Source organism: Neisseria sp. P0006.S009 (assembly GCF_051962915.1).
Classification (GTDB): Bacteria; Pseudomonadota; Gammaproteobacteria; order Burkholderiales; family Neisseriaceae; genus Neisseria; species Neisseria subflava_E.
In genome coordinates, this window is sequence record NZ_JBQCUV010000004.1 from 60738 (window position 1) to 81657 (window position 20920).

Consider the following 20920-nt stretch of genomic DNA (forward strand, 5'->3'; position numbering starts at 1 on the left):
ATTCCGGCCGTCTGAAAGCAGGGTTTGTTTTCAGACGGCCTCAACTTTACTATTGGTGAGGAAGGGCAGATGCCTGCTTTATTGATTAAAGATTTTTTGCAGACGCAAGGTTTGAAGTTGCCTGCGGATGAGATACATGTTGCTTATTTGACTGCCCAGGCTGTGATTAAAATGGGCAATGCTTCTGTTGAGCGTTCGATTTTGTGGCCGTCTGAAGACGGTTGGCAGTTGGCAGATTATGTTGATGCCGAACATGAATTGTTGCTGAAACAGATTTTTATGGCTTTGGATTCGGTTGCCGAGCGCACCGAGCATTTGAAAAGTGCAGCGGTTTATACAGCGTTTCCGAAAGATGGCGCGTTGTCGCTGGTTCGACTGAGCCGTTGGGGCGTACCGTTGGAAAATGTGATTCCAATCGACGAGCAGGCCGGACAGGCTTTTTTGGCTGTGCGTACGGCGCAAAGCGGTTGGATGAATGTTTGTCAGAATGTGGAGTATTGGCAGGAAATTGGTGAATTGTCGGCCGAACGCAATCATCCCGGCTTGAGCCAGATTTCAGTTCCTGTCTGTATGCCCAGCGGTGCGGTTTTGGGTGTAGTGCATGCCGAGTTTGATGTCAAAGACGGTGCGCCTGATGAAGTATTGGTGTCTTGGATTGCCCTTGCATTAGCCTTGGCGGAACCTTTGAAAAACCTCTTGGGCGTGGCTGAAAACGAGGAAGCGGAAAATGAGTAACGCGTTGAAGTTTGTCGCGTCATGCCGTTTGCCTACGGAATGGGGCGAATTTACCATGCACGGTTTTGAAGAAGAGAGTGGTCAGGAGCATGTCGCATTGACGATGGGCAATGTTTCAGACGGCCTGCCTGTGTTGTCGCGTATTCATTCCGAGTGCTTAACCGGCGATGCTTTATTTTCGGTAAAATGTGATTGCGGTCCTCAGCTTCAAGCAGCGATGCAAGCCATTCAGAAAGAAGGGCGTGGCGTTATCGTATATTTGCGCCAAGAAGGCAGGGGCATTGGTTTGATAAACAAAATCCGTGCTTATCGTCTGCAAGATCAGGGCTTGGATACGGTTGAAGCCAATGTAGCGCTCGGCCTTCCTGTTGATGCGCGCGACTTCACTTTAGCCAAGCAGATTTATGATTATCTGCATATTCGTGAGGTCAGATTGTTGACCAATAATCCTGAAAAAATCCAAACGTTGAAAGATTCCGGTATTAATGTGGTCGAACGGATTGCATTGCATGTCGGCGAAAATGTGGAAAATGAGCGTTATCTGCATACTAAAGCGGATAAATTGGGACATTTGATTTTCGATTGATGGATAGGCATAACGGTAATTTTTGCGGTTAAATAAAATATTCTATATTCTTTCAATGGGATATATTTTTATTTAAATAAAAACCTTGCGCATGGCCTAATTTTTTGATTTAATGACGGCTTATCGGGTGATTAGCTCAGTTGGTAGAGCGTCTGCCTTACAAGCAGAATGTCGGCGGTTCGACTCCGTCATCACCCACCAAGTTTCTTTTTCATTGTCTTTGACAGTGGATGCGCGGTGGTAGCTCAGTTGGTTAGAGTACCGGCCTGTCACGCCGGGGGTCGCGGGTTCGAGCCCCGTCCGCCGCGCCATTATTTAAAAAGCGCTGATTATATCAGTGCTTTTTTATTTGTCTTAAAGACACAATTAAGTTGCGAAAATAGAAACAGGTAAGTAACAGGATATTGAAATACTGTTTAATCTTAATTTCTGATGATTTTAAAAAAGGCCGTTTGAAATTTTTAAAGTTTCAGACGGCCTTTAGTCTATTGAAACAATAGATTAGATATCCAATTCTGCCGTATCGCCCTCTTTTTCCATCCATGCGCGGCGGGCGGCGGCTTCGCCTTTGCCCATCAGTTTGACGAAGATGTCGCGTGTTTCGTCATCCGCGCCTTCGGGGATTTGTACCTGCAACAGGCGGCGGGTGTCGGGGTGCATGGTGGTGTCTTTGAGCTGGTCGGGGTTCATCTCGCCCAAGCCTTTGAAACGGCTGATGGAATAAGCAGTTTCTTTAACACCTTCTTTTTGTAATCGCTCCAAAATGCTGTCGAGTTCGTTTTGGTCGAGGGCGTAGAATTTGCGGGCAGGTTTGCTTTTGCCTTGTGCGTTGACATCGACGCGGAACAGCGGCGGCTGGGCGACGTAGATGTGTCCGTCGTCGACCAGTTTCGGGAAGTGGCGGTAGAACAGGGTCAGCAGCAAAACTTGAATATGAGAGCCGTCCACGTCGGCATCGGACAAGATGGCGATTTTGCCGTAGCGCAGGCCGCTTAAATCGGGATTGTCGTTGATGCCGTGCGGATCGACGCCGATGGCGACGGAAATGTCGTGGATTTCGGCGTTGCCGAAAAGCTGGTCGGGGTGGACTTCGAAGCTGTTGAGCACTTTGCCACGCAGGGGCAGGATGGCCTGCGTGGCTTTGTCGCGGGCGAGTTTGGCGGAGCCGCCGGCGGAATCGCCTTCAACGAGGAAGAGTTCGTTTTCGCGGATGTCTTCGCTTTCGCAGTCGGTCAGTTTGCCGGGCAGGACGGCGACGCCGCTGCCTTTTTTCTTTTCGATTTTCTTAACCGAACGCATCCGCGCCTGTGCCTGACGGATGGCGAGTTCGGCGATTTTTTTGCCGAAGTCCACGTTTTGGTTCAGCCACAATTCCAAAGGGTCGCCCGATACGGCGGCAACGAGTTTCAACGCGTCGCGGTTGGTCAGTTTGTCTTTGGTCTGACCTTGGAACTGCGGGTCGAGGACACGGGCGGAGAGGACGAAGGCGGTTTTGCCGAACACGTCGTCGCTTTGTATTTTTACGCCGCGCGGTAGGAGGTTGTGCAGATTGATGAAATTGTTGACGGCGTTGAACACGGCTTGTTTCAAGCCTGCTTCGTGCGTGCCGCCTAGCGGGGTGGGAATGAGGTTGACATAGCTTTCGTTGGCACACGAGCCTTCTTCCAGCCAAGTCAGGGCAAACGCAGCACCTTCGCCGATACTGAAATCGCCGTTGTGGCCGTCTGAAATGTAGTTTTCGCAAGAGAAGATAGGCACAGCTTCTTGCGCATCGGCAATCAGGTCGGTCAGATAGCTTTTCAGGCCGTCCGGGTAGTGCCAAGTTTGGGTGTATGCTTCGTCTTCGCCTTTAACCGGACGGGTTAGGGAAACGCGTACACCTGGCAATAAGACGGCTTTGGCGCGCAGCAGGCGTTCGAGTTCGGGAATGCTGTAATTCGGACTTTCAAAATATTTGCCGTCCGGCCATACGCGCACTTCGGTGCCGCTGTCTTTGACGGCGCATTTGCCCACTTCAGTCAATGGCTCAATGACGTCGCCACCGGAAAAGACGATGCGGTGGACTTTGCCTTCGCGTTTGACCGTTACTTCAAGGCGGGTGGAAAGGGCGTTAGTAACAGATACGCCGACACCGTGCAGACCACCTGAAAAGGCATAGGCGCTGCCGCCGTCTTTTTTGTTGAACTTGCCGCCTGCGTGCAGACGGGTAAACACGAGTTCGACTACGGGTACGCCTTCTTCGGGGTGCAGGCCGACGGGAATGCCGCGGCCGTTATCACGGACGGAAAGCGAACCGTCTTCATGAATTTGTACGTCAATTTCAGTAGCGAAACCACCCAACGCCTCGTCCGCCGCGTTATCAATCACTTCCTGACAGATATGGGTCGGGCTGTCGGTACGGGTGTACATGCCGGGACGTTCTTTGACCGGCTCCAAGCCTTTGAGGACGGTAATGCTGGATTCGCTGTATTGATTGTTTTTAGCCATAGGAATAATGTAAAGGCCGTCTGAAAGGATGAAAAACAACGCTTTCAGACGGCCTGAAAGCGTTTGGGTTATAGGTTTTCTATTGGATTGCGCCGGATAAAGTCTTCATAGCTTTCTATGCCGCGCAAGAAACGGGAGAGTTCGGTCAATGCATCCAAATACACGCCGCGCTTGAAATCGATGACTTCGTCAACCGGAGCCCAGTATTGGTGCCAGCGCCAGCCGTCAAATTCAGGATGATGGCAGGCGCGGAGGTTGACGTCGCTGTCGCGGCCGACCAAACGCAAAAGATACCAAATCTGTTTTTGTCCGCGATACGAACCGCGCCATTCGCGGCGCACCCAGTGGCTGGGAACGTCATAACGCAACCAGTCGCGCGTACGGCCAACGATTTTGATGTGTTGCGGCAACAGGCCGACTTCTTCGTACAATTCGCGGTACATGGCGGTCTCAGGGCTTTCGCCCGGCTTGATGCCGCCTTGCGGAAACTGCCATGAATGTTCGCGTACGCGTTTGCCCCAAAAGACTTCGTTACGCTCGTTAATCAGGATAATACCGACATTGGGGCGATAGCCTTCTCTGTCTAACACGGTGTCGCCCTTCATTAAATTCAATCGTGCAATTTTCCCACAAATTGGGCGGTTTTGACAAATCTTGAGGCCGTCTGAATAAGCCCACAGTTTTTTCCAGACGGCATGAAACCGTTTCTGAAAAAATGTTGTTTATGAATAAAACCATAGCTTCAGGCCGTCTGAAAAGGGAGAATTTTTTCTGCTTTAAGGTCTTGCATTCAAAAGCTTTTTGCCGTTTAATGCAAACCTTGCTGAATCAAGGGCAAAGGACACATGCCGGCCGCCCCCACAGTTTCCCTTTTGTAAGTGGCATCTGCCACCGCTGCAATATTTTTACCCCCCGAACAAAAGGTCTGAAACCATGAAAAAATCTTTGATGGCGGCGGCAATCTTGAGCCTCGTCTTGACTGCGTGTAGCGGCGGACAAGGAACCGCCGCAGAATCTTCCGCATCTCAAACTTCCTCTTCCCAAACCGATAAACTCAATATCTACAACTGGTCGGATTATGTCGATCCTGCCACGTTGTCTGCGTTTGAAAAAAATACGAATATCAACGTCCGCTACGATTACTACGATAGCAACGAAGCGCTGGAAGCCAAGCTGCTGACCGGCAAGTCGGGTTATGACCTGGTTGCGCCTTCTATTGCCAATGTCGGTCGTCAGATTAAAGCCGGCGCGTATCAAAAAATCGACAAATCGCAAATTCCCAATTACGCCAATATCGATCCCGATTTGTTGAAAATGATGGAAACCGTCGATCCGGGCAACGAATATGCCGTCCCTTATTTCTGGGGCATCAATACGCTGGCGATCAACAAACAGCAGGTTCAAAAGGCTTTGGGTACGGATAAGCTGCCTGAAAACGAATGGGATTTGGTGTTTAACCCTGAATACACCCAAAAATTGAAATCCTGCGGCATCAGCTATTTCGACAGCGCCATCGAGCAGATTCCTTTGGCTTTGCATTATTTGGGCAAAGATCCGAACAGCGAAAACCCTGACGACATCAAAGCCGCCGTCGATATGATGAAAAAAGTGCGTCCCGACATCAAACGCTTTACCTCGTCGGGCTATATCGACGATATGGCTGCCGGTAATCTTTGTGTATCGGTAGGCTACGGCGGCGACCTCAATATTGCCAAAACCCGTGCCAAAGAAGCCGGAAACGGCGTCGAAGTCGAAGTATTGGCGCCGAAAAGCGGCGTCGGTATTTGGGTGGATTCGCTGATGATTCCGCGTGATGCGCAAAATGTGGCCAATGCACACAAATACATCAATCACACGCTCAATCCGGAAACAGCGGCCAAAAACGGCAACTATGTGACTTATGCTCCGGCCAGCCGTCCGGCGCGTGATTTGATGGATGAAAAATATACCTCTGACGAATCGATTTTCCCAAGTAAAGAATTGATGGAAAAAAGTTTCATTGTCTCTCCCAAATCAACCGATGCGAGCAAACTCAGCGTTCGCCTGTGGCAGGCTTTAAAAGCAGGGCGATAATTAAAATTGAAATTTGAATACTCAGGCCGTCTGAAACAGTTTTTCAGACGGCCTGAGTGTTATAATTGTCAACACTTTTCAAATATCCTATGAGGAGAAACAGCGTTATGAACAATTCAGTCATCACCGTCATCGGTAAAGACCGTGTGGGCATTGTGTACGACGTTTCCAAAATTTTAGCGGAAAACCAAATCAATATTCTCAACATCAGCCAACAGCTGATGGATGATTTTTTTACCATGATTATTTTGGTGGATACTTCAAAATGCACCAAATCGCGTCAAGAGGTTTTGGATTTGTTTGCGGAAGAGAGCAAAAAACTTGCGCTTGATATCCGTATGCAAAACGAAGAAATTTTCCAAGCCATGCACCGTATTTAAGTCGGAGGAAGAGCCATGAGTATTCAATCCGGCGAGATTTTAGAAACCGTCAAAATGGTGGCCGACCAGAATTTTGACGTGCGCACCATTACCATCGGCATTGATTTGCACGACTGCATCAGCAGCGATATCAATGTATTGAACCAAAACATTTACAACAAAATTACCACAGTCGGCAAAGACTTGGTGGCAACGGCAAAATATCTGTCTGCCAAATACGGTGTACCGATTGTGAATCAGCGCATTTCCGTTACGCCGATTGCCCAAATCGCCGCGGCCACCCATGCTGATTCTTACGTCAGCGTGGCGCAAACTTTGGATAAGGCTGCCAAAGCGATAGGCGTGTCTTTTATTGGCGGCTTTTCCGCGTTGGTGCAAAAAGGTATGTCGCCTTCGGATGAGGTGTTGATTCGTTCCATTCCCGAAGCGATGAAGACTACCGATATCGTGTGCAGCTCCATCAATATCGGCAGCACGCGTGCCGGTATCAATATGGATGCAGTTAAGCTGGCAGGCGAAACCATCAAACGCACGGCTGAAATCACGCCCGAAGGTTTCGGCTGCGCCAAAATCGTCGTGTTCTGCAATGCAGTGGAAGACAACCCATTTATGGCGGGCGCGTTTCACGGTTCGGGCGAAGCGGATGCCGTTATCAATGTCGGCGTTTCCGGCCCGGGTGTCGTAAAAGCCGCGTTGGAAAATTCAGATGCAACGACGTTGACCGAAGTTGCGGAAGTAGTGAAGAAAACTGCTTTCAAAATTACCCGCGTGGGCGAACTTATCGGCCGCGAAGCCTCAAAAATGCTGAATATCCCGTTTGGTATTCTCGATTTATCGTTGGCACCAACCCCCGCCGTCGGCGACTCGGTGGCACGCATTCTTGAAGAGATGGGTTTGAGCGTCTGCGGTACGCACGGTACGACAGCGGCATTGGCCTTGCTGAATGATGCCGTGAAAAAAGGCGGCATGATGGCTTCCAGTGCGGTCGGCGGTTTGAGCGGTGCGTTTATCCCTGTTTCGGAAGACGAGGGCATGATTGCGGCTGCTGAAGCCGGTGTGCTGACACTGGACAAACTCGAAGCCATGACCGCTGTCTGCTCCGTTGGTTTGGACATGATTGCCGTTCCCGGCGATACGCCTGCTCATACCATTTCCGGCATCATTGCTGACGAAGCCGCCATCGGCATGATCAACAGCAAAACCACTGCCGTGCGCATTATTCCGGTAACCGGCAAAACCGTCGGCGACAGCGTCGAGTTCGGCGGCTTGTTGGGCTACGCGCCTGTTATGCCGGTCAAAGAAGGTTCGTGCGAAGTGTTCGTCAACCGAGGCGGCAGAATCCCGGCTCCGGTTCAATCGATGAAAAACTGATTGGATTGATGAATAAAAAGGCCGTCTGAAATTGATTTTCAGACGGCCTTTTATTTATAGCTATTTGGTAAAACGTTTTTAGAAAATAATATCTTGATTATTTCCCTTTTTTCAAAATACCGGATTCTGCAATTTTTTTGGCAATGTCTTTAGCTGATCTTTTCAGAACATCTTTGCTATTTCCTCCAAATACTCCCATTGCCAACATACCGTCAGTTTGAATATTACCGACAATTTTTCCGCTTTCTTTATCAACCAGTGTTGTAACGATTTTTGACGTTGCTTTGCCTGCGCCAAAGCCCACCCAATAACGCAGAGCACGGTTTCCTTCATTAAAGTTTTCGATATTGATATTAATATCTAAGTCGTCACCTACGGTATAACCGAGAGCGGTTAATTCATTGTTCAAGTATTGGATAAAAAGTGCGCGTGTTTCGGATGGGATATGATCTTGAGAAAGATCACGAATAGTGTAGCTATGGTAGCTTTTTTCTTTTTGTCCGAAATCAACAGTGCTGGTTGTTGAACAAGCAGATAAAGCAAAGGCTAATGCCGTTAGTGTGAGTAGTTTTTTCATGGTAAAAAGTTCTCTTTTTTAATTGATAAAATGCTTAAGTTTAAGCAAATCGAATTATCAATCATTTTTACTTTTCTTTCAATTTATTATGCTTATATATTAAGGTAATTCAAAGTTTAGCTTTATATAAACAACAAAAGGCCGTCTGAAATTTCAGACGGCCTTTTATGTTTGCAGGCTGATTATTTAAACATATTTTTAATAATGCCCATTACGCTGCGAGAAATGGCGTTGGTAACTTGGCGGTTGATTTGGCTGCCGATGGCGTCGGCAACGTTGTAGCCCAAACCTTGGCCGGATTTTTTACGTCCGCCGCTCAAGCCGCCGATCAGTCCGCCGAGAATGCCGGGATCGGCATTGGCAGCTTCTTTTTCTGCGGTTTTTTGTGCTTTTTCCTGCTCTTTTGCCGCAGCAGCTGCTTCTTTCTCAGCGGCTGCTTGGCTGTCTGCTTCTGTCAGTGCTTCAAAAGCGGAGTAGTTGTCCACCATGTCTTTGTAGGTTGGATACAAATCGTCTTTTTGGAACAGGCGGTTGCGCTCTTCTGCGGCAAGCGGGGTCAAGGAAGATTGCGGCGGCAGGATGAGGGCGCGTTCTACCGGCTCGGGCATACCTTTTTCATCAAGGAAGGAAACGAGGGCTTCGCCGACGCCGAGTTCGGCAATCGCTTCGGCAACTTTGATGTTGGGGTTGCTACGGAAGGTTTCGGCAGCGGCTTTGACTGCTTTTTGGTCGCGCGGTGTAAAGGCACGCAGGGCGTGTTGTACGCGGTTACCCAGTTGGCCGAGAATGGTATCGGGCAAGTCGAGCGGGTTTTGGGTAACAAAATATACGCCCACGCCTTTGGAACGGATCAGGCGCACGACTTGTTCGATTTGTTCGACCAACGCATTGGCGGCATTGTCGAACATTAAATGTGCTTCGTCGAAGAACATCACGAATTTTGGTTTGTCCAAGTCGCCGACTTCGGGCAGGGTTTCAAACAACTCTGCCAGCATCCACAGCAAAAACGCGCTGTACATACGCGGCGAGCGCATCAGTTTTTCGGAATTAAGGATGTTGATGATGCCTTTGCCGTTGTCGGTTTGCATCCAGTCTTGCAGATTGAGGGAAGGTTCGCCGAAGAATTTTTCTGCACCTTCGTTTTCCAAAGTCAGCAGTTGGCGTTGAATCGCGCCGATACTGGCGGCAGAAACGTTGCCGTATTGCGTGCGGTATTCCGAAGCATGGTCGGAAACGTGTTTCAACATGCTGCGCAGGTCTTTCAAGTCCAGAATGTGCCAGCCTCTGTCATCAGCAACTTTGAACACGAGGTTGAGCAGACCTTCTTGCGTGTCGTTCAGATTCATCAGGCGCGCCAAAAGCATAGGGCCCATTTCTGAAACGGTTACGCGTACGGGAATACCGGTTTCGCCGTAAACATCCCAAAAGCGCACGGGGAAATTTTGCAGCCATTGTTCGCCCAAACCAAACTCGGCGATGCGTTCGCCCACTTTGCCGCTGTTTGCACCGGCCTGCGCGATGCCCGACAAATCGCCTTTGACATCGACCAAGAATACAGGGACGCCTTCGCTGCTGAAGGCTTCCGCCATGCGGCGCAGGGTAACGGTTTTACCCGTACCGGTCGCGCCGGCGATCAAGCCGTGGCGGTTGGCCATTTTGCCTTGGATTTCGAGCGTTTTCCCGTCGGCACGCGCAATTTGAAATGTAGTCATGATTATTCCTTAGAATCCGTGATGTGAAACAATTTGTTGTCTTAAAAAACAAGCATTTTAACGTTTGCGGCGAGGGGATTCAACCAAGCAAAGTTTCAGACGGCCTTAAGTTTTGCAAAGGTTTTTTTGCAGTGATTGGACAAGGTTGAAATCTGCTATAATTCCATCCAATCCGCAACCGTCTGACAAGGCGGTTGTTTTCTTTGTTTTTTGAATATTCTTTACGAAAGCGAAAGTCGGAATGACTGCACAACAAGCCCCTTTGGGCGAAAAAACCATGGCCGTGCTGATGGCGATGTTGGTCGCGCTGATGCCGTTTTCTGTCGATGCCTATCTGCCTGCGATTCCCGAAATGGCGAAGTCGCTGGGTTCGGACATTCACCGCATCGAGCAAAGCCTGAGCTTTTTTATGTTTGGTGTGGCGTTTGGTCAGGTGGTCGGCGGTTCGATTTCGGATATTAAAGGCCGCAAACCTGTCGCCTTGGTGGGCTTGAGCATTTACTTCGCCGCCGTTATCGGTTTGACGATGGTGAATAATGTCGAGCAGCTGCTGAACTTGCGTGCCGTGCAGGCGTTTGGCGCGGGGATGACCGTGGTGATTTCCGGCGCGATGGTGCGTGATTATTATTCCGGACGCAAAGCCGCGCAGATGTTTGCCTTAATCGGCATCATTCTGATGATTGTGCCGCTGATGGCACCGATGATTGGTGCAGGCTTGCAGAATTTGGGCGGCTGGCGCATGATTTTCGGCTTTCTGGCCTGCTATTCGCTGCTGCTTTGGGGTTTGATGTGGTATTTCCTGCCCAAGCCGCATCAAAAAGGCAAAATCAGCATGGACGTGTTCGGTGTGGTGGCAGGCAGGTTTAAACGCGTTTTGAGAACGCGTGCCGCGATGGGCTATTTGTTTTTTCAAGCTTTCAGTTTTGGTTCGATGTTTGCCTTTTTGACCGAATCGTCGTTTGTGTACCAACACCTGTATCATGTTTCACCAAACCAATATGCTTGGATATTTGCGCTCAATATCATTACCATGATGTCGTTTAACCGCGTTACCGCATGGCGTTTGAAAACCGGTACGCATCCGCAAAACATCCTCAAATGGGGCATTATCGTCCAATTTGCCGCCAATCTGCTGATGACGGTTTTGATATTGTCGCTGTCTCTGCCGCCTTTGTGGGCTTTGGTGCTGTGCGTGATGTTTTCAGTCGGTACGCAAGGTTTGGTCGGAGCGAACACTCAGGCCTGTTTTATGAGCTATTTCAGCGCAGAGGGCGGCAGTGCAAATGCCGTTTTAGGCGTGTTCCAATCCCTTATCGGCGCATCGGTCGGCATGGCAACGACTTGGCTGCACAATGGTTCCGCCTTGGTGATGGCCGGTATGATGTTGAGCTCGACCGTGTGCGGTATCGTGCTGTTGTGGATTTGCTCGCATCAGGCTTGGATGGAAAACGATAAAAAAGAATATGTTTAACCTTCAGGCCGTCTGAAAACGGTTTCAGACGGCCTCAACACTATATTGAAGAAATTAACCATGAGTACCAGCAAACAACGCCCCATCGGCGTATTCGATTCCGGCGTCGGCGGCTTGACCAACGTCCGCGCCCTGATGGAACGCCTGCCGATGGAAAACATCATCTATTTCGGCGATACCGCACGCGTTCCCTACGGCACCAAATCCCGCGCTACCATCGAAACTTTCGCCATGCAGATTGTCGATTTCCTGCTGGAAAACGATGTCAAAGCACTCGTCATCGCGTGCAACACCATCGCCGCCGTTGCCGGACAAAAAATCCGCCAAAAAGCAGGCAATATGCCCGTATTGGACGTTATCTCAGCCGGTGCGGAAGCCGCTTTGCAAACCACCAAAAACAACCGAATCGGCATTATCGCGACCAATACCACCGTCAACAGCAATGCCTACGCGCGCGCTATCCATTCGAAAAACAACGACACGCTGGTGCGCACACAAGCCGCGCCCCTGCTTGTGCCATTGGTAGAAGAGGGCTGGCTCGATCACGAAGTCACCCGCCTGACCGTGCGTGAATACCTGAAGCCGCTCTTGGCCGACGACATCGACACGCTGGTGTTGGGTTGTACCCATTTCCCACTGCTCAAACCGCTTATCGGCCGCGAAGCGCAAAACGTCACCTTGGTCGATTCCGCCATCACCACCGCCGAAGCCACCGCCAAAGCCTTAGCGCAAGCAGGTTTGCTGAATACAGAAAACGACAACCCGGATTACCGCTTCTACGTCAGCGACATCCCACTGCGTTTCCGCACCATAGGCGAACGCTTTTTGGGTAGAAGTATGGAACAGATTGAGATGGTAACATTGGGTTGATGGGTGATATTAAAGGCCGTCTGAAAACCTGATTCAGGTTTTCAGACGGCCTTTTTACTTCCTTAGAATTTTATCTGCCCGACTGTTCCCACACGTTTTGCAAGTAGGCGTAGGTCAGCTCGGCGGTGCCGGAGACCAGCTCGATGTCGCTGCCCAAGTCTTCGGCTTTGCCCACGCCGATGGGCAAGGCACCGGCGGCTTTGATGGCGGCGATGCCGGCGGCGGCGTCTTCGATACCGATGCAGTGGCGGATGTCCGTGCCCACGCCCTCGGCTGCGGCGAGGAAGATGTCGGGGGCGGGTTTGGAATGCGCGACGGCGGCAGGGTCGGCAATGGCGTCGAAGAAGTGGGTCAGTCCCATGCGTTCTAGCAGGAAGGGGCCGTTTTTACTGGCGGACGCGAGGGCGATTTTTTTGCCGTTTACTTTCAATGCTTCCAGCAGGGGCAAAATGCCGGGATACACGTCTTCGGGTTTGACTGCCTGAATCATCTCGACGTAGTTGTTGTTTTTACGGCGGGTCAGTTCGGCGAACTCGGCTTCGCTGACGGTTTTGCCGCCGTGTGCGAGGATGCGTTTGAGCGAATCGTCGCGCGACACGCCTTTGAGCTGCTCGTTAAACTTGCGGTCAATACTGATGCCCAGTTCTTCGGCGAGCTTTTTCCATGCGCGGTAGTGGTATTCGGCGGTGTCGGTGATGACGCCGTCGAGGTCAAAGAGCACTGCGGTAAAAGTCATTTTGCGCCCTCCTTATTTTTCCAATGCAACGGTGTGGCTGCCGTTGAGCGTGATGTCTTTGCCGTACACCTGCAAATCGAGCGGTTCGCCTTTGAGTAGGGTGAAGACGACGTTTTCTTTACCGACGGCGACTTTAATCAGACGGCCGCGGTAGTTGATGTGGAAGGCGTAGCCTGTCCACGCATTCGGCAGGAACGGTGCGAAGCTGAGTTTGCCGCCCCAAGTTTTCATTTGGGCGAAACCTTGGACGATGGCGAGCCACGAGCCGGTCATGGAGGTGATGTGCAGGCCATCTTCGGTGTCGTTGTTGTAGTTGTCCAAGTCCAGACGGGCGGTGCGCTGGTACATTTCCACGGCTTTTTCTTCTTTGCCCAGTTCGGCGGCGAGAATAGCGTGGATACAAGGCGACAACGAGCTTTCATGCACGGTCATCGGTTCGTAGAAGTCGAAGTTGCGGCGTTTTTCGTCCATGTTGAAACGGTCGCCGAAGAAGTAGATGCCTTGCAAGACGTCCGCCTGTTTGATGAAGGGCGAACGCAGGATTTTGTCCCACGACCATTTCTGGTTGAGCGGCAAATCGTCGGGTGAAAGCGCGGACACGGGGCGGATGTCTTTGTCGAGGAAGCCGTCGTGCTGCACGAATACGCCGAGTTCTCCGTCATGCGGACGGTACATATTCGCGCTGATGTCCGCCCATTTTTCCAACTCGGCGGCGCTCACGTTCAAATCCGGACGCGGGTATTTCGCCAGGGCTTCACGGGTGTAATCCAATACCCATGCGGCGAGGGTATTGGTGTACCAGTTGTTGTTGATGTTGTTTTCGTATTCGTTCGGGCCGGTTACGCCGTGAATCATGTATTTGCCGTTGCGTTTGGAGAAGTGGACACGGTCCGCCCAGAAGCGGGACACTTCGACCAAGACTTCCAAGCCTTCTTTGGCAAGATAGCTTTCATCGCCGGTGTAGTTGGTGTAGTTGTAGATGGCGTAAGGAATTGCGCCGTTGCGGTGGATTTCCTCGAAGGTGATTTCCCATTCGTTGTGGCACTCGATGCCCGTAAACGTTACCATCGGATAGAGCGCGCCCGCCAAGCCCTGTTCGCGCGCGTTGTGCTGCGCATGCGGCAGTTGGTTGCGGCGGTATTGCAGCAGGTTGCGGGTAACTTCGGGTTCCGCTAGTGCGAGGTAGAGCGGCACGGCGTAGGCTTCGGTGTCCCAATAGGTCGCGCCGCCGTATTTTTCGCCGGTAAAGCCTTTCGGACCGATGTTCAGGCGCGCGTCTTCGCCGTAGTAGGTGGAGAACAGTTGGAACAGGTTGAAACGGATGCCTTGCTGCGCTTCGTCGCTGCCTTCAATGACCACGTCGGCGATTTCCCAACGGTGCAGCCAGCCTACTTTGTGCGCGTCCAGCAAGGTTTCAAACGCAACGCCTGCGATTTTTTCCGACAAGGCGTGGCCGGCGGCTTTCACTGCTTCCAAGCCCTGATAATCGCGGCTGGTGGTAATAATCACACGTTTTTCAAAGGTTTCGGGCGTACCGCCGACTTCGGCTTCGAAAGAATTGGAGACCTGCCAGTCGGTTTGGCTGCCGCCGAGGGCTTTGAAGCTGCCGGCGAAGATTTGCTCGGCGTTGACGATGAATTGTTCCACGCCGAAGGGATTGGCAACGGTTTGGGTGGCAATGTAGGAGTGGTCGTCTGAAACGCCTTTGTCTAATACCTGCCAGAATTTTTCTTCGTAGTTGGAGTCTTCGTTTTTCACGTCGGCATCGATGATGGAATCGATGCGGACTTGGTGGGTTTTGCCGTCAACGGATACGGCTTCCCAGCGGATGAGCGCCAGCTCTTTTTGCGCGACGGACAGGAATTTGCACACATTGAAACGCACGCCGAATACGGTGAACGAGCGGCGCAATACGCCGTGCTGCATATCGAGTTCGACGGAGAAGCCGGCAACGTCGTTTTTCGCCAAGTCCACCTCTTGTCCATCAACAAAGATTTTGACTTTGCTGAAATTGAGCGCGTTGATGGCTTTGCCGAAATATTTTGGGTAACCGTTTTTCCACCAGCCGACGCGGGTTTTGTCGGGGAACCACACGCCGGCGATGTAGGTACCCAAGTGGCTGTCGGAGGAGTAGGTTTCTTCAAAGTTGCCGCGCATACCCATATAGCCGTTGCCCAAGCTGGTCAGGCTCTCTTGTAGCCGTTTGTGTTCTTTTTCCAGTTTTGCCGAACGCAGCGTCCAAGGGCTGATTTCCATGATTCTTGTATACATTTATGAAGCTCCTGTTATTAAAATTGTAAGTTCGGCAAAGGTTTCAGACGGCCTTTGCCGATGGTATTGATGGATTATTCGCCGTGGGTCTCTTTAATCAGACATACTGAGAAGGCTCCCAGCAGCAAGATTGCGCCTGCAACCAAGAACATGGTTGCCTGATGGCTGCCCAGCATAGGGAAGAGGATAAAGCTCAGCAGGGAGGCGACGATTTGAGGCATACAGATAGAGCCGTTAAACAGGCCCAAATAAGTACCCATGTGTTTGCCTGAGAGGGCATTGGTCACAATCGTCAAAGGATAGGTAATGATACCGGCCCACGCAATACCGATTAAGGTATAAGACAACACTAGCGCGTATTGATTGCTGATGAAGAAAACGGAGAAGAAACCAAGCGCACCCAAAGCCAAGCAACCGAAATAACCGACTTTATGGTATTTATTCGGTACTTTTGCCAGAATAAACGAGCAGATGACGGCAGCAATGGATTGTACCGCCGCCAAAACGCCGTACCAGTTGCCTGCTTCTTGGTAGCCTACAGAGGAGGCATCAGTTGTCTGCCAAACGTTTTCCGCAATCGCGCCTGCCGAGTAAGTCCACATATATTGGAAGGCAAACCAGCAGAAGAATTGTACCAAAGTAACCGTCCAAAACGCTTTAGGCGCAGTTTTCAAAAGTTCGAACCAGTTGGCTTTTTCCTGATTCGCGGCGACATCGATGCCGTGATAGCGGGCGTAGGTTTCCGGATCGTATTCTTTGACTTTGAAGATGGTGAACGCACTGGTAATAATCAGCAACGCTGCGCCCACATAGAATGCTACGACCACGGTCTGCGGCACGACGCCTTTTTCGGCCGTGTTCGCCAAACCGATATACGCAAACACAAACGGCAGAATCGCCGCCACAACCGCGCCCGTATTCGCTAAGAAACTTTGAATCCCGTAGGCGTAGCTTTTCTGCTCCTCGTTGACCATATCGCCGACCATCATTTTAAACGGCTGCATTGCCATATTGGAGGACACGTCCAACAGCGCAATCATCAGCGCGCCAAACGACAAAGCCGCCAAAGAAGCGTAGCCAAAACCGAAGCTGCCTGAGTTCGGCATCAGAATCATGACGATAACCGCAATCAGCGTGCCGTAAAGCAGATAGGGCAGACGACGGCCGCCCAGGCGTGGCATCCAAGTGCGGTCTGAGTAGTAGCCCACAATCGGCTGAACCAACATACCGGCTAATGGCGGCAGAATGAAAAACCAGCCCAAATTATGCGGGTCGGCGCCTAAAGTTTGAAAAATTCGGCTCATTTGTGAGCTTTGCAGGGTAAAGGCCGTCTGAACGCCGAGATAGCCGAAGCTCAGCATCCAAATCGTACTTTTTGCCAGTGACGGCAAACCTTGTTTTGCTGTTTTTTGCGTATTTTCCGACATGAGGTAAATCCTTTATTTGAAAAGTATTTTTATTGAGAAATCTGAAAGGTTCCTTGGTGTGGTGTTCTCTGTCGTTATTGTTTGTGTGCGTACTTTCAAGGATATAGGTGCATTTTATGAAGCGCGCCGGATATTGGCAATGCCAGTTCAAGGATAAACTGGCTTAAATCAAATTTTTTGCGCTTTGGCATTGATACCGTCGGGCAATGAGGGTATCGGTTCGGCGCGGTGTATATTTTGATGCTTATTTCTATTTTCAGACGGCATTTGAACAAGCAAGTATTGGGGCAATAGGTTAAAATGGGCCGTCTGAAATTTGTTTGATGAAAACGAGAAAACTATGTCCCAACAATACGTCTATTCTATGCTGCGCGTGAGCAAGGTTGTGCCGCCGCAAAAAACCATCATTAAAGATATTTCCCTTTCCTTCTTCCCCGGCGCGAAAATCGGCCTGCTTGGTTTGAACGGCGCGGGCAAGTCCACCGTGCTGAGGATTATGGCGGGTGTGGATAAGGAATTTGAGGGCGAAGCCGTGCCGATGGGCGGCATCAAAATCGGTTATCTGCCGCAAGAGCCGGAGCTTGATCCTGAGAAAACCGTACGCGAGGAAGTGGAAAGTGGTTTGGGCGAAGTGGCTGCCGCACAGAAACGCTTGGAAGAAGTGTATGCCGAGTATGCCAATCCTGATGCAGATTTTGACGCGTTGGCGGAAGAACAAGGCCGCTTGGAAGCGATTATTGCGGCGGGTTCGTCTACCGGCGGCGGTGCAGAGCATGAATTGGAAATCGCTGCCGACGCGCTGCGCCTGCCTGATTGGGATGCCAAAATCGGCAATTTGTCCGGCGGTGAAAAACGCCGTGTGGCTTTGTGCAAACTCTTGTTGAGCAAGCCCGATATGCTTTTGCTGGATGAGCCGACCAACCACTTGGATGCGGAATCGGTCGAATGGCTGGAGCAATTCTTGGTGCGCTTCCCCGGTACAGTCGTTGCGGTAACGCATGACCGCTACTTCCTCGACAACGCCGCCGAATGGATTTTGGAACTCGACCGCGGACACGGTATCCCGTGGAAAGGCAATTACTCGTCTTGGCTGGAGCAGAAAGAAAAACGCTTGGAAAACGAGGCGAAATCCGAAGCCGCGCGCGTGAAAGCGATGAAGCAGGAATTGGAATGGGTACGCCAGAATGCCAAAGGCCGCCAAGCCAAGTCCAAAGCGCGTTTGGCGCGTTTTGAAGAAATGAGCAACTACGAATACCAAAAACGCAATGAAACGCAGGAAATCTTCATTCCTGTCGCCGAGCGTTTGGGTAACGAAGTGATTGAATTTGTGAATGTTTCCAAATCGTTTGGCGACAAAGTGCTGATTGACGATTTGAGCTTCAAAGTGCCTGCGGGCGCGATTGTCGGCATCATCGGCCCGAACGGTGCGGGTAAATCGACGCTGTTCAAAATGATTTCGGGCAAAGAGCAGCCTGATTCCGGCGAAGTGAAAATCGGCCAAACCGTGAAAATGAGCTTGATCGACCAAAGCCGCGAAGGTTTGCAAAACGATAAAACCGTGTTCGACAATATTGCCGAAGGCCGCGACATTTTACAGGTTGGTCAGTTTGAAATTCCCGCCCGCCAATATTTGGGACGCTTCAACTTCAAAGGCAGCGACCAAAGCAAAATCGCAGGTCAATTGTCTGGCGGCGAACGCGGCCGTCTGCACTTGGCAAAAACTTTGTTGAGCGGCGGCAATGTGTTGCTGCTGGACGAACCGTCCAACGACCTCGACGTGGAAACCCTGCGTGCGCTGGAAGACGCATTGTTGGAATTTGCCGGCAGCGTGATGGTGATTTCGCACGACCGCTGGTTCCTCGACCGTATCGCTACGCATATTTTGGCTTGTGAAGGCGACTCTAAATGGGTGTTCTTCGACGGCAACTATCAGGAATACGAAGCCGACAAGAAACGCCGTTTGGGCGAAGAGGGCGCGAAACCGAAACGTATCCGTTACAAACCGGTAACACGTTAATTAGGTTTGAACCAAAAGGCCGTCTGAAACTTTTAATGTTTCAGACGGCCTTTTATTTTTGATGTTTATGATTGTTTTCTTAATTGCGGATGGTTTTCCAATGTATCAATGATGATTTCAATCATGCGTGGGGCAGTTTGCGCTAAATCGAAGCCTTGACCTGAAGAAAGCCAGCGCCAAATCAAGCCGTCTAATGAAGACTTGATGAAGATGACTGCCATATCGATATCCAAATTATCCGCCAACGCTTTTTGTTGTACCGCATCAGTCAGGACGGCAACGATTTTTTCACGCCATAGTGATTGGTGTTTTTTAGCGATGGCAATAACCGCCTCGTTTTGCTCGGTGTGTTCGCATTTTAAAAACAAAATGCTGTGGAATTTGTAGTGAAGCTCGTTGTGTTGCAGGCGCTCGAAAAAACGGGTCAGAGTCAGGCGGAAGCTTGACCAAGCCTGTTCGTTATTGTTGTTCGAGTCTTCTTTTATGCAGCTTTCGATGTCGTCGCAAATCCGTTGGAACAAGGCGTCAAACAAATCTTCTTTGTTTTTGAAATGCCAATACAGCGCGCCGCGCGTTACGCCTGCGGCTTGGGCGATTTCGTTGAGCGAGGTGCGGGCAATGCCTTTCTTATAAAACGTATCCAATGCGGCAAGCATGAGATATTCTTTGGTTTTTAAGGCTTCGGTTTTGGTTCTTCTCATGGTTTTTTTGTAGGAAATGTAAATTTATGGTTCGGATTATAAAAAATTACTTCTGAACATGCAAGAATGTATGTATAATTCGATTCAATACTTGATAGTGTTTCTCAGCACTATATAATATAATCAGCCTGTTTTTTTATAAAAGCAGGCAATTTCTGTTTGTGAAATATGAGATTAAAGTAATCAATTTTTAATTAGTCAAACCCTTATTTATCATAGAGATAGGAAAATTATGGCTCTTTATGCTTCTAAAATGATGCGTGTCGCGGCAATTGCAGCAGCTACTGCGTTGGCGCTTTCCGCTTGCGGCAAAGGCGATGAAAAAGCAGCCGGCCAACAGGCGCAAGGCAGTCAGCAACAGCAAAAACAACCTGCGCCTGAAGTCCGTGTGGTTACTGTGCATCCGGAAACCGTTGCATTGACAACCGAATTGCCGGGCCGTCTGGAATCGTTGCGTACTGCCGAAGTTCGCGCCCAAGTCGGCGGTATTCTGCAAAAACGCCTGTTCCAAGAGGGCAGCTATGTGCAAGCCGGTCAGCCTTTGTACCAAATCGACAGCTCGACTTATGAAGCAAACTTAGAAAGCGCACGCGCCCAGTTGGCGAGTGCGCAAGCGACTTTGGCCAAAGCGAATGCCGACCTGGCTCGCTACAAACCGTTGGTTGCCGCCGATGCCATCAGCCAACAAGAATACGATGCGGCCGTAACGGCCAAGCGTTCAGCAGAGGCAGGCGTCAAATCTGCACAAGCAGCCATCAAATCTGCCGGTATCAGCCTGAACCGCTCCCGCATTACTGCGCCGATTTCCGGCTTTATCGGTCAATCTAAAGTTTCTGAAGGTACGCTGTTGAATGCCGGCGATACCACTGTTTTGGCCACCATCCAACAAACCAATCCGATGTATGTCAACGTTACCCAGTCTGCCAGTGAGGTTATGAAACTGCGTCAACAGGTTGCCGAAGGCAAATTGTTGGCGGCAAACGGCGCGATTGCAGTGGATATCAAATTTGACGACGGTACGGTTTACCCTGAAAAAGGCCGTCTGCTGTTTGCAGATCCGACTGTCAACGAAACGACCGGTCAAATTACCTTGCGCGCCGCCATTCCTAACGACAGAAATATCTTGATGCCGGGCTTGTATGTGCGCGTGTTGATGGAACAAGTGGCAGTAGATAATGCATTTGTAGTGCCGCAACAAGCAGTTAGCCGCGGTACAAAAGATACTGTGATGGTGGTAAATGACAAGAGCGAAATGGAAGCGCGCGTCGTGACCATTGCGCAACAGCAAGGCACCAACTGGGTGATTACAGACGGCCTGAAAGACGGCGACAAAGTGGTTGTCGAAGGTACCAGCATTGCCGCTATGTCGGGTGCTAAACAGGTAACGCCGAAAGAATGGACGCCGCCTGCAAACGCCGCAGCGGCAACCCCGGCAGTTTCAGACGGCAAGGCTGCTTCCGAGGCCAAGCCTGAAGCTAAAGCTGCATCTGAAGCCAAATAAGGAAC

General features: G+C 50.5%; 17 protein-coding genes and 2 tRNA genes. 11 read left to right on the top strand and 8 right to left on the bottom strand.

Annotated elements, in window-relative coordinates; translation table 11 throughout:
• Positions 1–69 precede the first annotated feature (69 nt).
• The 4 genes from ACTHTK_RS08040 to ACTHTK_RS08055 all read left to right on the top strand — a co-directional run bounded on the left by ACTHTK_RS08040 (position 70) and on the right by ACTHTK_RS08055 (position 1632).
• Positions 70–735, top strand: a complete 666-nt coding sequence (locus tag ACTHTK_RS08040; protein ID WP_199903841.1) for a hypothetical protein — start codon at positions 70–72, stop codon at positions 733–735.
• Complete coding sequence (gene ribA / locus ACTHTK_RS08045; RefSeq protein ID WP_107722983.1) at positions 728–1321, top strand: GTP cyclohydrolase II; 594 nt, start codon at positions 728–730, stop codon at positions 1319–1321. The genes ACTHTK_RS08040 and ribA overlap by 8 nt, the downstream gene beginning before the upstream one ends.
• Positions 1322–1446: 125 nt before the next feature.
• Positions 1447–1522: transfer RNA gene (locus tag ACTHTK_RS08050), tRNA-Val, on the top strand.
• A gap of 33 nt (positions 1523–1555) precedes the next feature.
• Positions 1556–1632 (top strand) — tRNA-Asp (locus ACTHTK_RS08055).
• Between the two features lie 190 nt (positions 1633–1822).
• On the opposite strand, the gene parE is transcribed toward ACTHTK_RS08055, so the two are convergent.
• On the bottom strand, positions 1823–3808 hold the full coding sequence (gene parE / locus ACTHTK_RS08060) for a DNA topoisomerase IV subunit B (protein WP_070583358.1): 1986 nt from the start codon (positions 3806–3808) through the stop codon (positions 1823–1825).
• A 68-nt stretch (positions 3809–3876) separates the two neighbouring features.
• Entirely contained in the window at positions 3877–4413 is a 537-nt protein-coding gene (locus tag ACTHTK_RS08065; protein ID WP_004520487.1) for an RNA pyrophosphohydrolase, read from the bottom strand.
• Positions 4414–4741: 328 nt separating this feature from the next.
• Here ACTHTK_RS08065 and ACTHTK_RS08070 point away from each other — a divergent pair, with 328 nt between their 5' ends.
• From ACTHTK_RS08070 to ACTHTK_RS08080, 3 genes are all read left to right on the top strand, one after another.
• Positions 4742–5881, top strand: a complete 1140-nt coding sequence (locus ACTHTK_RS08070; protein WP_107722984.1) for a polyamine ABC transporter substrate-binding protein — start codon at positions 4742–4744, stop codon at positions 5879–5881.
• A gap of 107 nt (positions 5882–5988) precedes the next feature.
• Positions 5989–6261, top strand: a complete 273-nt coding sequence (locus ACTHTK_RS08075; protein WP_003680574.1) for an ACT domain-containing protein — start codon at positions 5989–5991, stop codon at positions 6259–6261.
• A gap of 15 nt (positions 6262–6276) precedes the next feature.
• Positions 6277–7632, top strand: a complete 1356-nt coding sequence (locus ACTHTK_RS08080; protein ID WP_036493871.1) for a PFL family protein — start codon at positions 6277–6279, stop codon at positions 7630–7632.
• A 97-nt stretch (positions 7633–7729) separates the two neighbouring features.
• Here the strand turns inward: ACTHTK_RS08080 and ACTHTK_RS08085 are convergent, their stop codons facing one another.
• Both ACTHTK_RS08085 and ACTHTK_RS08090 read right to left on the bottom strand, forming a co-directional pair.
• Complete coding sequence (locus tag ACTHTK_RS08085) at positions 7730–8209, bottom strand: DUF4410 domain-containing protein (RefSeq protein ID WP_107722985.1); 480 nt, start codon at positions 8207–8209, stop codon at positions 7730–7732.
• 182 nt (positions 8210–8391) lie between these two features.
• Positions 8392–9921: a helicase HerA-like domain-containing protein gene (locus tag ACTHTK_RS08090; protein ID WP_107722986.1), complete on the bottom strand. Its 1530-nt coding sequence runs from the start codon at positions 9919–9921 to the stop codon at positions 8392–8394.
• A gap of 241 nt (positions 9922–10162) precedes the next feature.
• Between ACTHTK_RS08090 and ACTHTK_RS08095 the strand changes: the two genes are divergently transcribed.
• Together ACTHTK_RS08095 and murI are read left to right on the top strand one after the other, a co-directional pair.
• Positions 10163–11392, top strand: coding sequence for a multidrug effflux MFS transporter (locus ACTHTK_RS08095; RefSeq protein ID WP_107722987.1), 1230 nt, complete (start codon positions 10163–10165; stop codon positions 11390–11392).
• Positions 11393–11452: 60 nt separating this feature from the next.
• Complete coding sequence (gene murI, locus ACTHTK_RS08100) at positions 11453–12262, top strand: glutamate racemase (protein ID WP_049331752.1); 810 nt, start codon at positions 11453–11455, stop codon at positions 12260–12262.
• 70 nt (positions 12263–12332) lie between these two features.
• On the opposite strand, the gene pgmB is transcribed toward murI, so the two are convergent.
• From pgmB to ACTHTK_RS08115, 3 genes are all read right to left on the bottom strand, one after another.
• Positions 12333–12998 (bottom strand): beta-phosphoglucomutase, encoded by a 666-nt coding sequence (gene pgmB, locus ACTHTK_RS08105; RefSeq protein WP_070461995.1) that lies wholly within the window; start codon positions 12996–12998, stop codon positions 12333–12335.
• A 12-nt stretch (positions 12999–13010) separates the two neighbouring features.
• Positions 13011–15269: a glycoside hydrolase family 65 protein gene (locus tag ACTHTK_RS08110; RefSeq protein WP_107722988.1), complete on the bottom strand. Its 2259-nt coding sequence runs from the start codon at positions 15267–15269 to the stop codon at positions 13011–13013.
• A 74-nt stretch (positions 15270–15343) separates the two neighbouring features.
• A complete protein-coding gene (locus ACTHTK_RS08115; RefSeq protein ID WP_308538419.1) occupies positions 15344–16696 on the bottom strand; it encodes an SLC45 family MFS transporter in 1353 nt (450 codons plus the stop codon).
• Between the two features lie 340 nt (positions 16697–17036).
• Here ACTHTK_RS08115 and ettA point away from each other — a divergent pair, with 340 nt between their 5' ends.
• Positions 17037–18713, top strand: a complete 1677-nt coding sequence (gene ettA / locus ACTHTK_RS08120; RefSeq protein ID WP_003747462.1) for an energy-dependent translational throttle protein EttA — start codon at positions 17037–17039, stop codon at positions 18711–18713.
• A 65-nt stretch (positions 18714–18778) separates the two neighbouring features.
• On the opposite strand, the gene mtrR is transcribed toward ettA, so the two are convergent.
• Positions 18779–19414: a multidrug efflux system transcriptional repressor MtrR gene (mtrR, locus tag ACTHTK_RS08125; protein ID WP_004520505.1), complete on the bottom strand. Its 636-nt coding sequence runs from the start codon at positions 19412–19414 to the stop codon at positions 18779–18781.
• Positions 19415–19646: 232 nt separating this feature from the next.
• On the opposite strand from mtrR, the gene ACTHTK_RS08130 reads away from it, so the two are divergent.
• Positions 19647–20915 carry an efflux RND transporter periplasmic adaptor subunit gene (locus ACTHTK_RS08130; RefSeq protein ID WP_440378142.1) on the top strand — a complete coding sequence of 423 codons (1269 nt, stop codon included), beginning with the start codon at positions 19647–19649 and terminating at the stop codon, positions 20913–20915.
• Positions 20916–20920: the final 5 nt, after the last annotated feature.